This is a genomic window from Achromobacter mucicolens, assembly GCF_029866465.1.
Lineage (GTDB): Bacteria > Pseudomonadota > Gammaproteobacteria > Burkholderiales > Burkholderiaceae_B > Achromobacter > Achromobacter mucicolens.
In genome coordinates this window covers 133018-146093 of record NZ_CP123364.1, presented here as the reverse complement: position 1 = coordinate 146093, position 13076 = coordinate 133018, and the positions used below count along the sequence as shown (strand labels likewise).

Below are 13076 nucleotides of genomic sequence, written 5' to 3'. Positions count from 1 at the left end.
TGCGTGCGTGAGGCCTTGCACGCTCGGGGACGGATTGGCGCGGCTTTGCGATGCGCGTCACGCCGAATGGGGCGCGCGCATGCCGGGACTTTGTGCGCGGGATGCGCATTGATGGTGTGCGATCCCTCCCTGCCAGCGCAACGCGCGCCCGTTGCATATCAGCAACCGCAGCGGGCCGTATTGACCGCTCTCAACTTACGCGGTGCGCCGCGTCGCGAGCCAGATGCCGAACGCGATGGGAACGATGCCCAGCAGGTCCAGCCACGAAACGGGCTCGCGCAGCACCACCCATCCGAAGAGCAGGCCCAATGGCGGCATCAGGAAATGCAGCGCGCTCGCCGACGTGGCGCTGGCGCGGCCCAGGATCATGAACCACAGGTAATAGCCGCCCATCGACACCGCCACGATCATGTAGGCCATGCTCCAGATCAGGCTCGTGGTCAGGCGCGCATCGCCCAGGCTCTCGGTGGCCAGCGCAAATGGCAGCAGCGCCGCGGCGCCGGCCAGCGACTGGATGCCGGTCGACGTCCACAGACCGGAAGTGGGCTTGAGCCGCTTGTAGAGCAGCGTGCCGGCCACCAGCGCCACCAGGCCACCCGTGACGAGCAGCGTCCCGTGCAGGTCTTCCTGCATGCCGGTCAAACGCGACCGCAACACCAGGGCGACGCCCGCCAGGCCCAGGCACAGCCCGAGCATTTTGCGCCAGCTCAGCCGCTCGCCCAGCATTGGCCCGGCCAGCACGCCGATGAGCAGCGGATTCGTGCTGATGAGCACGGCCGTGAACGCGGACGACACCGTGGTCATCCCCGACCAGCTCAGGCCCAGATACAGCGCGTTGTTGAGCACCCCCAGCAGGACCAGCGCCGCCAGGTCGCGGCCGGAAGGCAGCTTCCAGCGGCCGCTGGCCGCTGCCAGTCCCAGCATCAGCGCGCCCGCAATCAGGAAACGGATCGTCAGCAGTGTGAGCGGCGGGCAATCGCGCACCGCGATCTTCGCGGCGGCAAAGGCCGAACTCCACAGAATGCAGAACGCGGCGATCGGCGCCAGGCTGATGCCAGGGCGGTCGTTCGCGGGCAAGGCGCAAGCAGGGGTGGATAGAGCCTTCATGGCGGATCCGGCAATGTGGGACTGCAACCGCGGTGGCGGCGGGATGCAGGCATTCTCCTCGCGGCCCCATCCATTGACAAACTCTTTATTCGGATCGAAAGTATTTGAAAATTAAATGGCTCGGGGCGCCCCATGCTTGATCTCGATCTTTTGCACAGCTTTGTGTCGGTAGTGGATGCCGGCGGATTCACAGCCGCCAGCGAACGCGTGCACCGCAGCCAGTCCACCGTCAGCCAGCAGATCCGCAAGCTTGAAGACACGCTGGAATGCCCGCTGTTTCTGCGCGAGGGCCGCCAGGTCCAGCTCACCGAGGAAGGCGAACGCCTGTTGGGTTACGCGCGCCGGATGCTGGCGTTATCCACCGAGGTCCGCGAAGCCGTCAGCGGCCGCAAGCGCGTGGACGTGATCCGCCTGGGCATTCCGGACGATTTTGCGGTCGACGCGCTGACGGCTGTCGTCGCCCAATTCGCGCGGGCACGGCCGGGCGTGCAGTTGTCGGTGCGTTGCGATCTGACCGCCGTCCTGACCCGCAGCCTGGAGCGCGGGGATCTGGACGTGGCGTTGCTCAAGCGTGAGCCGGGTGCGGGCGCGGCGTTGGCGGCATGGCCGGAACGGCTGCACTGGATCGGTAGCGATTCGGTGCAGCTTGCCCTGGGCGCGGAGGCGCCGGTGCCCCTGGTCGCCTTTCCGCAGGGCTGCATCTACCGCAACCGTGCGATCCACGCGCTGGAATCGGCAGGACGGCGCTGGCGCATCGCCTATGAAAGCCCGAACCTGTCGGGGGTGCAGGCCGCCCTGGCCGGCGGCCTGGGCATCGCGCTGCTGGAACGCCGCTGCATCGGCGCCGGCCACCGGATCCTGGACGTGGGCCTGCCCGCGGTGCCGCCTTCGGAATTGGCGTTATGCGTGGCCGGCCCCGCACGTGAACCCGCGCGTCAGCTGGCGATGGATATCAGGGATTTTTGCGAGAAGGAAATGACGCGGCTCGCCGCATGAAGGCAGCGAGCCGGTAAAGACACCAATGCTCAGGCGATGGCGACCAGCGGAATCGGGAAGCTGCTGTTGGCAGCCGGCGTGTCCGATTCGACAAGGGCGGGAGCATTGACCGGAACCGCGATGGAGCGCACGTCGCACACGCTGGAGCAGCGGCCGCCCGGCAGGTATTCGGCGGCGGTTGCCGCGCAGCAGCCGCAGCACGTGGCCACGCCCAGCTCGAACTGCAGGTCGGAAAGCGTCGTCGCGCCGGCGTCCACGCTGGCGCGGACTTGGCGTTCGGTGATGGCATTACATACGCAAATGTACATGCGAATGATTATCGAAAAATATTGATGCCCTGACAAGCCCTTTGCGCAAATAAATTTGCAACCGGCCTGTCACGCAAGCCGTTGAAAACAGGGACGAATTTGCCGAAGCGCGTCCCTTATTTCAGCGCGCGGAGGCCTGCGCCTTGCGCAGCGCGGCGGGGGCAATCCGCAGCGCTTCGCGGTACTTTGCCACCGTCCGGCGCGCAATCACTATCCCCTGATCGGCCAGTTTTTGCATGATCTGGCTATCCGACAACGGCTTGGCGCGATTCTCGTCGGCCACCATTTGGCGGATGTAGGTCTGCACGGCAGTGGCCGACGTGGCGTCGCCGCCTTCTGTCGACACGCCCGTTCCAAAGAAGCGCTTGAGCTCCAGCGTGCCGAATGGAGTGAGCATGTACTTCTGTGTTGTGGCCCGGGAAATGGTCGATTCATGCAAACCCAGCTCGCCGGCGATGTCCTTCAGGATGAGCGGACGCATCGCCGCCGGCCCCTGGCTGAAGAAAGCCGTCTGACGCTCGACGATGGCCTGCGACACGCGCAGGATCGTGTCAAAGCGCTGCTCCACGTTGCGGATCATCCATTTGGCCTGCTGCAGCTGGGCCTGCAGGCCGGCGTGGGCGGATTCCTTTTGGTTGCCCAGCATCTGGGCGTACAGCCCATTGATCTGCAGCCGCGGCACCGCGGCGCTATTCAGCGTGGCCTGCCAGCCGCGCCGCGTCTTGCGGACGATGACGTCCGGCACTGCGTACTCGGCCGCCGGCACGGTCCAGGCCCGACCCGGCCGGGGTTCCAGGCGCAAGATCAGCGAATGCGCCGCGCGGAACGTGGTCTCGTCGCAGCCGACGGCCGCACACAGGCGCGCGGCGTTGCCGGTTGCCAACAGCGGCAGGTGCTCGGCGCAGATCCGGCGCGCACAGGCCAGCACGACGGGGTCAGCCGCCTCCGGCAGCAAGGTGAGATCGGGATTGCGCAGTTGCAGTTGCAGGCATTCAGCCATGTCGCGCGCGCCGATGCCCACCGGGTCGAACGATTGCAGAAGCGACAGGGCGGCGCGCAGCTCGTCCATGTCGGGCTCCATTTCGGCAGGGAGCCAACCCAGGATTTCGTCCAGCGGCGAACCCAGGTAGCCGTTTTCGTCCAGTTCGTCGATCAACAGGGACGCCAGCGCGGCATCGCGCGGCGCGGCGCGCGTCAGGGCAAGCTGACCCAGCAGATGTTCGCGCAGCGTGTCCGGCCGCGCCGCCTCGGGCAGGCTGGCGTCGTCGTCGGGATACACCCCGCCCGAGCCAGGCATCTCGTCGATGGCGGTCTCGCGCTCGGCCGCCGGTTCGTCGTCCTGAACCGAAGATTCGCGCTCGGATTCGGCGCGATCCTCCGCCGTCGCCGGCTCGTCCTCGCGATCCAGCAGGGGATTCTCGGCCAGCACTTGCGAGATTTCCGCTTCAAGGTCGAGCGTGGACAACTGCAACAATCGGATCGATTGTTGAAGTTGTGGGGTCAGCGTCAGGTGCTGGCCAGGCCGCAGTTCTAAAATTGGACGGGTCATAGGTACAATATTTTGCATGATGAATCTGACTTCGCCCGCAAGCGTTCGCCAGGACTGCCGATTGATCGGTCAGACCCTGCTCAAACTGGCGCTTCCCCGACTCGTTCTGCGCGCGATCGTCATCGCCGTCGCCCTGGTTGTCTGGTATCTCGTTGCCACGTGGATACTGGATTTCGGCAAGCGCATGAACTATGACTTTCTGCACACGCTGGGCCAGCCGACCATGGACATGGCGCAGCGAATCAACCCCTATCTATGGTGGGTGGTTGCCGGCATCTGGACGCTGATCGTCTTCTTCTCGGTGCGCGCGTGGTTCTACGCCAGCCTGGCTTCCGGCGCCGCAACCCCCGTCGGCACGGATACGCTGGCCGAACTGGCGCCGAACCTGTCCGAGGAATCGCTGGGCGTGCTGCGCTGGACGTGGGGCGACCGCCAGGAACCCTTCACCGTCGGCGACCTGCGCCGCTCGCTGTACGAGCTGCGCCACAACCGCGTCGGCAAGATCGACATGGTGGCCGAGCAGGCCCGGATTCTTGAAGGCGGCGCCAACCGGCCGACCCGGGATCCTCGGGATGACGGCCGCCGCAGTGACGACCGACGCATTGATCCCCGGGTTGACGGTCCGCGCGAACCGCGTGGCGATCGTTTCGTCGAACCCCGCATCGGCCCAGCCCGTTAATTTCACTTATCCAGATCCGACTCAAGGCCGCCGCAAGGCGGCCTTGCTGTTTGCGCCGCCAATCCCCGCCAACGTTCGCGATCGACCGATAAAATAGCCGCAAGCTCCCGGCTCAAGCGCCCTTATCGCGCTGCCATCGATCCCGCGCAAACGCCAGCAACGCGATCCGTCCCTCGCTTTTTCCGTTTGCGCTTCCCGAAAAAGTGTGTTTGACTAGCACCCTATGGCCGCTCACCGCACCCCCTTCGCGATTGCCACCGGACGCTCCGCCGCTCCGGTCGCCGGCCTGCGCGCTCGTACCTCCTTCATCGCGCTATCGCTATTGCTACCGATCGGTTGCCGGGCCTAGTGTCCCCGTGGTAGCTCGGCAGCCACGCTTGCCACACGCGATTTTCCCCTTTTATCTCTGAATCCTGCCGTCCATCACGGCAAACCCTGGCACAAGACCGTCATCCGGTCGCGATGCCGACGAGCGCCAAGCGCGCCGGGATTCACAAGAAACCGATCGAGGTGTAGTGATGATGCTTGCCAACCCCGCCACCAAATACGTCCCCTTCGCGCCCTTTGCCCGCGATTTTTCCGAACGCACCTGGCCCAGCCGCCGCATCACCAAGGCGCCGATCTGGATGAGCACGGACCTGCGCGACGGCAACCAGGCGTTGATCGAGCCGATGAGCGTGGAACGCAAGGTCCGCTTCTTCGAGCAGCTCGTGAAGATCGGCTTCAAGGAAATCGAAGTGGGCTTTCCGTCCGCGTCGCAGACCGACTTCGATTTCGTGCGCAAGCTCATCGACGAAAAACGCATTCCCGACGACGTGACCATCATCGTGCTGACCCAGTCGCGCGAAGACCTGATCAGCCGCACCGTGGAAGCCGCCGCCGGCGCCAAGCAGGCCATCGTCCACATGTACAACGCCTGCGCGCCCGCCTTCCGCAAGGTGGTGTTCAACATGTCCAAGGACGAGATCAAGAACATCGCCACGACCGGCACGCGCCTCATCAAGCAGTACACATCGCAACGCCCCGAAACGAAGTGGGGCTACGAATACTCGCCCGAGGTCTTCAGCACGACCGAACCCGAATTCGCGCTGGAAGTGTCCAACGCCGTGGCCGACGTCTGGCAGCCCACGCCCGACGCCAAGATGGTGCTGAACCTGCCCGCCACGATCGAAGCCACCACGCCCAACCTGTACGCCGACCAGATCGAGTGGATGCACAAGAACCTGGCCCGTCGCGACAGCATCGTGCTCAGCGTCCACCCGCACAATGACCGTGGCACCGCTGTTGCCGCCGCCGAATTCGCGGTGATGGCTGGCGCCGACCGCATCGAGGGTTGTCTCTTTGGCAGCGGCGAGCGCACCGGCAACGTCGACCTCGTCACGCTGGCCCTGAACCTCTACACGCAAGGCGTGCATCCCGGCCTGGACTTCTCGGACATCGACGAAGTGCGCCGCTGCGCCGAATACTGCAACCAGTTGCCCGTCCATCCGCGCCATCCGTACGCGGGCGACCTCGTCTTTACCGCATTCTCGGGCTCGCACCAGGACGCCATCAAGAAGGGCTTTGCATTGCAGAAGCCGGACGCAGTCTGGGAAGTGCCTTACTTGCCGATCGACCCCGCCGACCTCGGCCGCAGCTACGACGCCGTGATCCGCGTGAACAGCCAGTCGGGCAAGGGCGGCGTGTCGTACCTGCTTGAGCAGGAACACGGCCTGGTGTTGCCGCGCCGCCTGCAGATCGAATTCAGCCGCGCCATCCAGCGCGTCACGGACGAGACCGGCCGCGAAGTCACCGCCGACGACGTGCACACGATCTTCAACCGCGAATACCTTGAACAAAAGGCGCCGTGGAAGCTGATCCGCCATCGCATCGACGGCGATCCGTCGGCCGGCGAAGGCCAGCACTTCAGCATCGAAGCCGAACTTGAATTCAACGGCGAGCGCCGTGTGGTGCGCGGCAAGGGCGACGGCGCGATTTCCGCCTTCGTGGCCGCGCTGGACGTGCCGGTTCGCATCATGGACTACCACGAGCACGCCATCGGCACCGGCACCGGCACGCGCGCCGCGTCCTACGTCGAACTGCGCGTCGGCGAATCCGCCACGGGCTTTGGCGTGGGCATCGACCGCGACATCGTGACGGCGTCGTTCCAGGCCGTGCTGAGCGCCGTGAATCGCCACATCAATTCGGGCGCCGTCACCGCCGAACAGGAAACCGCCGAAGCCGTGTGATCCACGACCAGGCCTGAAGCCCCCGACAACGGGGCACAAAATGAAGCCCGCCTTATCCGGCGGGCTTTTTCATTGCGTGTGATTCGTCTCTGAAGGGCAAGGTGAAGCACGGCGTGGCAAGGTGTCTGACACCCTTGGTAGGCCGGCTTGGCATGACGACGATTTCGCCAGGGTGTCAGACACCCCTCCGCAGCATTCAGCCGCGCGGCCACATGTCCGACGCGCCGATGTCCGGCGCCGTGGCGGCCAGCAGGCGCGCGTGGATCCACGCGCCGATGGCAAGCAGGCGATGGTCTTCATGACGCGCGCCGACCAGTTGCAATCCCACCGGCAGACCCTGCGGGCCGGTGGCAAACGGCAGGTTCAGGCAAGGCAGGCCAAACAGCGTCCACGCGCGCGAGAACTGCGGATCACCCGTGCCGAGGTCGGCGAAGGGCGCCTCGCCGCTGGCGCTGGGCGCAAGCAGCACGTCGTACTGTTGGAACCACGTATCGACCCGCGCACGCGATTCGGCTGCGCGCGCCAGGTTCTTGATGTGCTGTTCGGCGCTGATCTGCGCGCCGGACTCCAGGATCGCCTGCAGTTTGGAACTCAGCTGCGCGGCATGCTCCAGCCGTTCATAGGCAAGCGCCTGCGAGGCCTCGAACGCCATGATGTCCGAATGCAGTTGCACCAGCACGCAATGCTCCGGCGGCAGCGGCACTTCCTCGACCTTGGCGCCCGCGCGGGACAGGATCGCCGCGGCCTGCGCGAACGCCTCCTTGGTTTCGGGCTGCGCGTGACGCCACTGCAAGCTGCGGTACATGCCCACGCGCGGCGCGTCGTGATAGGACAGGTCCAGCACGCGGGGATCGCGCATCAGGACCGACGAGAACAGCGCCACGTCTTCCACGGACCGCGCAAAGCCGCCCAGGGTGTCCAGCGATTCGGCCAGGCTCTTCACGCCCGCGCGGGGGATCCGGCCAAAGGTGGGCTTGAAGCCGACGACGCCACAGTAGGAGGCCGGCCGGATGATGGAACCGGCCGTCTGCGACCCCAGCGCGAAGGGCACCATGTCGTCCGCCACGGCAGCCGCCGAGCCGCTGGACGAGCCGCCGGGCGTGTAGGCCTCGTTGCGCGGATTGCGCGTGGGACCGGCCTGGTAGGTCGCGAATTCGGTGGTGACGGTCTTGCCGATGACGAGGGCGCCGGCGCCGCGGCACAGCGCCACCGAGGCGGCGTCCAGGCCGGGACGGTGCCGGTCGTAAATGGGGGAGCCGTAGCGGGTGGGCAGATCGGCGGTGTCGAACAGGTCTTTCACGCCGATGGGCAGGCCGTGCAGCGGGCCGCGCAACGCGCCTTTGTCCAGCGCTTCGGCCTGCTCGAGCGCAGCCTGTTTTTGCAAGGCCGTCCAGGCATGGACGGTGCTTTCGCGCTGTTCGATTCGCGCAAAGCAGGCGCGCACCAATTGCACTGCGGTCAATTCGCGCCGTTGCAGCTTGTGCGCGGCTTGGACCGCGCCCAGTCTGTTCAAGGCAATAGACATGATTCTTTCCTCTTTGCCGGTGCCGCGACAAGCGCGGATGATCCTTCGCACCCGGTCCCCTTGACCGAGGGTATGCCGGACATGCCCACCGCCCACTCAAGCAAGCGCCATGCCCGCACACACCGACCCTGCCATTGTGCGCTTCGCGTCAATTGGGAAAAACACCGAAAACGCCGGGTTTTCCGCGAAAACACGCGCCGCGCCGTGGCTTTGTGTTGTTGCGTTCGCACCAGCATAGCGCAAACCCGTGCAATACAAAGGTCATATTCCTCAAGTAAGATGAAATCGTTTTCAGCAAACTTGCAGCGATTCATTCATGGCCACGCGCCCGTCGCCCCGCTTTTCCATCATCGAAGTGGCTCGCAAGGCAGGCGTCTCGCCGGCGACGGTGTCGCGCGCGTTCAACCAGCCCGAGATCGTGCATCCCGACACGCTGGCGCACATCCGCAACATCGCCAAGCGCGCGGGCTTCCGTCCCAACCGCGTCGGCCGCAGCCTGCGTTCGGGCAGCACCCGCACCATCGGGCTGATCCTGCCCACGCTGTCCAATCCCGTGTTCGCGGAGTGCTTTGAAGGCGCGGAGCGGCGCGCTCGCGAATCGGGCTACAGCGTCATGCTGACCGCCACCGGCTATGACCCCGCCGTGGAATCGGCCGCGGTGCAGGGACTGATCGACCATCAGGTCGATGGCCTCATCCTGACCGTGGCCGACGTGGGCAAAAGCGCCACCCTGGACGATCTGGACCGCAGCGGCATTCCCTATGTGCTGGTCTACAACGAATCGAACGACCACCCCTTTGCCTCCGTCGACAATCGCGCCGCGGCAAGCGACATGGTCGCGCATCTGGCGGCGATGGGGCACAAGCGCATCGCGCTGGTGACCGGCCCGCTGACGGCATCGGACCGCGCCCGCCGCCGCCTGATGGGCGCTCGCGCCAGCGCCAAGAAGCTGGGCCTGGACGCGATCCAGCATATCTCCATGAGTTCGCACACGGGCAGCGACGTGGACGCGCTGAAGGCCGCGTTGCGCGGCAAGCAGGCGCCCACGGCGCTTTTCTGTTCCAACGACCTGCTGGCCACCGCCGTCATCGCCGATCTGGTGGGGCTGGGGCTGTCCGTGCCGGCCGACATCTCGGTGTGCGGCTTTGACGGCATGCGCTTTGGCGCCCTGCTGACGCCGCCGCTGACCACCGTCGCGCAGCCCAGCGACGGCATCGGGCAGACGGCCTGCTCCAACCTGCTGGCGCAGATTCATGGCCAGCCGCCGCAATCGAACCGCCTGCCGCACTGCATCGTCGTGGGCGGCACCGCGGCGTCCGTGCGCCGCTAGGCGCAGCCTGCTCACCAATCCAACCATTTCCAGATTTCCACGCGCCATGCTCATCGCTCAGATCACCGACCTTCACATGCGCACCCCGGGAGACAAGGCCTACGGCGTCATCGATCCCGAGGCGTTCCTGGCGCCGGCGGTTCGCGCCCTCAATGCCCTGACGCCGCGGCCCGACTGCGTGCTGATCACCGGCGACCTGACGGACCTGGGCAAGCCCATCGAATACCAGACGCTGCGCGAACACCTGCAGGCGCTGGAGATTCCGTATTTCCTGATGCCCGGTAATCACGACGATCGCGCGCAGTTGCGCGCCGCGTTTCCCGACCACGCGTACCTGCAGGACGGCGGACCGTTCGTCCAGTACGCCGTCGAGACCTATCCGCTGCGCCTGTTGGCGCTGGACACCGTCGTGCCGATGAAGAGCCATGGCGAACTGTGCCAGACGCGCCTGGACTGGCTGGCCGAACGCCTGGCCGAGCAGCCCGGCCGGCCCACGCTGGTGCTGATGCACCACCCGCCGTTCTTGACCGGCATCGAGCACATGGACGACATCGGCCTTCTGGCCGGCGCGCCCGAGCTGGAGCGCATCGTTGCCCGCTACCCCAACGTGGAGCGCGTGCTTTGCGGCCACCTGCACCGCACGATCTTCCAGCGCTTTGGCGGCACCATCGCCTCGACCTGTCCGGGCACGGCGCATCAGCTTGCGCTGGAGCTGGGTCCGCGCCCCACGCTGCAATACATCATGGAACCGCCGGGCTACCAGCTGCATTGGTGGCAGGGCGGCAATCTGGTCACGCACCACGCCGTTCTGGGGGATTACCCCGGGCCGTATCCCTTCGGCTGACGTCCGGGACCAGGAAACACGCATTGCCACATATCCGTCATGTTTGCGCTGCACAATGAAAAGGTTTTCATAACAGGCAACAATGCGGATCTAACAATTAGATCTACGAGACAGCATGTCATCCATCGTTCTGGATAACCTCACCAAACAGTACGCCGGCGCGGCGGCGATTCAAGGCGTGAGCTTCACGGTTCCGGCCGGCAGCTTCACCGTCCTGCTCGGTCCGTCCGGTTGCGGCAAGTCGACGACGCTGCGCATGATCGCCGGCCTGGATACGCCGACCTCGGGCAGCATCCGCATCGGCGACCGTGACGTCACGCAATTGCCGCCGGCCAAGCGGCGCATCTCCATGGTGTTCCAGTCGTACGCGTTGTTTCCGCACCTGACGGTGCGCGAGAACATCCTGTTCGGCCTGAAGGTGCGCAAGGAGCCGGCCAAGGACTTCGACCGCCGCCTGCAGCGCGTGGCCAGTCTGCTGGGCCTGACCCACCTCCTGGACCGCAAGCCGTCGCAACTGTCGGGCGGGCAGCAGCAGCGCGTGGCGCTGGGCCGCGCCGTGATCTCCGAGGCGCCGGTCTGCCTGATGGACGAACCCCTTTCCAACCTGGACGCGCAGCTGCGCCACGAAATGCGGCGCGAGATCCGCGCGCTGCAGCAGAGCCTGGGCATCACCATGGTCTACGTGACGCACGACCAGACCGAAGCCATGAGCATGGCCGACCAGGTGGTGCTGCTGCGCGGCGGCCAGATCGAACAGCACGACACGCCCGACGGCCTGTATGCGCGGCCCGCCAGCGAGTTCGCGGCGCGCTTCATCGGCACGCCGCCCATGAACCTGATCAACCTGGCGCAGCGAGCAGGCGGCACGGTGATCGCCGGCACGCAAGGCCCGGTCATCGCAAACGCCCCGGCCGGCGCCGTCAAGCTTGGCGTGCGTCCGGAACATATCCGCATCGACGGCGACGGCATCGCCGCCACCGTGGAAAGCGTCGAGTACTTCGGTGCGGACTCCATCGTGGTGTGCCGCATCGGCGACACGAGCGGCGTGGCCGTGCGGGTCGGCGGCCACCTGCGCGCCAGCGCCGGCGAGCCGCTGCGCCTGTCCTGGCCGGACGGGCAACAGCATTTCTTTGCCGCCGATTCGGCGGTCATCAACACCGACGGGCACTAGAACGAATAGCCCACACAGGAAAGGAAACACACCATGCGACGCATCGTACTCAAGACCCTGGCCGCCAGCCTGGCCGCCGCCTGCCTGTCTCTGCCTGTGCAGGCGCAGAACAAGCCCGTCGAGGTCGAGTTCTACTACCCGGTTGCCGTCGGCGGCCCGATCACCAAAATCGTTGATGACATGGTGACGGACTTCCAGAAGGAAAACCCCAACATCAAGATCAAGCCGATCTATGCCGGTTCGTACCAGGACTCCATCGCCAAGGCGCTGACCGCGCTCAAGGGCGGCACCCCGCCGCAACTGGCGGTGCTGCTGTCCACCGACATGTTCACGCTGATCGACGAGGAAGCCATCGTCCCGATCGACGGCCTGGCCAAGACCGACGCCGACAAGAAGTGGCTGGGCGGCTTCTATGACGCCTTCATGCAGAACAGCCGCACCGGCGGCCACACCTGGGGCGTGCCGTTCCAGCGTTCGACGATCGTCATGTACTACAACAAGGATCTCTTCAAGGCCGCCGGCCTGGATCCCGAAAAGCCGCCCAAGACCTGGGCCGAGCTGGTCGAATACGGCAAGAAGCTGACCAAGCAGGACGCCTCGGGCAACACCACGCAGTGGGGCATCGAGATTCCGTCGGGCGGCGCGTTCGCGTACTGGCTGTTCCAGGCGCTGACCACGCCCAACGGCGCGATCCTGATGAACGAAGCCGGCAACGAGGTCTACCTGGACAAGCCGGCCGTGGTCGAAGCGGCCCAGTTCTGGCGCGACCTGTCGGCCAAGCACAAGATCATGCCGACCGGCACGATCGACTGGGGCACCACGCCCAAGGACTTCCTGGAAAAGAAGGCGGCCATGGTGTGGACCACCACCGGCAACCTGACCAACATCCGCAAGAACGCCGACTTCCCGTTTGGCGTGGCGATGATGCCGCAGCAAAAGCGCGGCGGCAGCCCCACGGGCGGCGGCAACTTCTACATCTTCAAGAGCGGCACGCCGGAGCAGCAGGCAGCGGCGCTGAAGTTCGCGCAGTGGGCCACCACGCCCGAGCGCGCTGCCGACTGGAGCATCGCCACGGGCTACGTGGCCGTGACGCCGGCCGCCTGGGAAACCGAGAAGATGAAGAAGTACGCGCAGGAAGTGCCGGCCGCCACGGTCGCGCGCGACCAGCTGGAAGTCAGCGTGGCCGAATTCTCCACGCATGAGAACCAGCGCGTCACCAAGACCTTGAACGACGCCCTGCAGGCGGCGCTGACGGGTTCGAAGACGCCGCAGCAGGCCCTGACCGACGCGCAGCGCGAGTCCGATCGCATACTGCGTTCCTACAAGTAACCGACCCCAA

General features: G+C 65.8%; 11 protein-coding genes. 7 read left to right on the top strand and 4 right to left on the bottom strand.

Annotation, left to right across the window (positions count from 1 at the left end; genetic code table 11):
- Positions 1–195: 195 nt before the first annotated feature.
- Entirely contained in the window at positions 196–1107 is a 912-nt protein-coding gene (locus QEP15_RS00660; RefSeq protein WP_175156346.1) for a DMT family transporter, read from the bottom strand.
- A gap of 132 nt (positions 1108–1239) precedes the next feature.
- Here QEP15_RS00660 and QEP15_RS00655 point away from each other — a divergent pair, with 132 nt between their 5' ends.
- Entirely contained in the window at positions 1240–2103 is an 864-nt protein-coding gene (locus QEP15_RS00655) for a LysR substrate-binding domain-containing protein (protein ID WP_280148311.1), read from the top strand.
- A 29-nt stretch (positions 2104–2132) separates the two neighbouring features.
- Here the strand turns inward: QEP15_RS00655 and QEP15_RS00650 are convergent, their stop codons facing one another.
- Complete coding sequence (locus QEP15_RS00650) at positions 2133–2411, bottom strand: (2Fe-2S)-binding protein (protein ID WP_056327752.1); 279 nt, start codon at positions 2409–2411, stop codon at positions 2133–2135.
- A gap of 121 nt (positions 2412–2532) precedes the next feature.
- Positions 2533–3960: an RNA polymerase factor sigma-54 gene (rpoN, locus tag QEP15_RS00645; RefSeq protein WP_446650464.1), complete on the bottom strand. Its 1428-nt coding sequence runs from the start codon at positions 3958–3960 to the stop codon at positions 2533–2535.
- Positions 3961–3976: 16 nt separating this feature from the next.
- Here rpoN and QEP15_RS00640 point away from each other — a divergent pair, with 16 nt between their 5' ends.
- A complete protein-coding gene (locus QEP15_RS00640; RefSeq protein WP_217618946.1) occupies positions 3977–4639 on the top strand; it encodes a hypothetical protein in 663 nt (220 codons plus the stop codon).
- A gap of 518 nt (positions 4640–5157) precedes the next feature.
- Positions 5158–6867, top strand: coding sequence for a 2-isopropylmalate synthase (gene leuA, locus QEP15_RS00635; RefSeq protein ID WP_062840150.1), 1710 nt, complete (start codon positions 5158–5160; stop codon positions 6865–6867).
- 196 nt (positions 6868–7063) lie between these two features.
- Here leuA and QEP15_RS00630 read toward each other — a convergent pair whose 3' ends face one another.
- Positions 7064–8392, bottom strand: coding sequence for an amidase (locus tag QEP15_RS00630; RefSeq protein WP_279989920.1), 1329 nt, complete (start codon positions 8390–8392; stop codon positions 7064–7066).
- A 316-nt stretch (positions 8393–8708) separates the two neighbouring features.
- Between QEP15_RS00630 and QEP15_RS00625 the strand changes: the two genes are divergently transcribed.
- The 4 genes from QEP15_RS00625 (at position 8709) to QEP15_RS00610 (ending at position 13066) form a co-directional block, all read left to right on the top strand.
- Entirely contained in the window at positions 8709–9722 is a 1014-nt protein-coding gene (locus QEP15_RS00625) for a LacI family DNA-binding transcriptional regulator (protein WP_056327747.1), read from the top strand.
- Between the two features lie 46 nt (positions 9723–9768).
- Complete coding sequence (locus QEP15_RS00620; RefSeq protein ID WP_175236669.1) at positions 9769–10566, top strand: phosphodiesterase; 798 nt, start codon at positions 9769–9771, stop codon at positions 10564–10566.
- A 115-nt stretch (positions 10567–10681) separates the two neighbouring features.
- Complete coding sequence (locus tag QEP15_RS00615; protein ID WP_280148310.1) at positions 10682–11737, top strand: ABC transporter ATP-binding protein; 1056 nt, start codon at positions 10682–10684, stop codon at positions 11735–11737.
- Positions 11738–11770: 33 nt separating this feature from the next.
- Positions 11771–13066: an ABC transporter substrate-binding protein gene (locus QEP15_RS00610; RefSeq protein ID WP_280148309.1), complete on the top strand. Its 1296-nt coding sequence runs from the start codon at positions 11771–11773 to the stop codon at positions 13064–13066.
- The last annotated feature ends 10 nt before the right edge of the window (positions 13067–13076 follow it).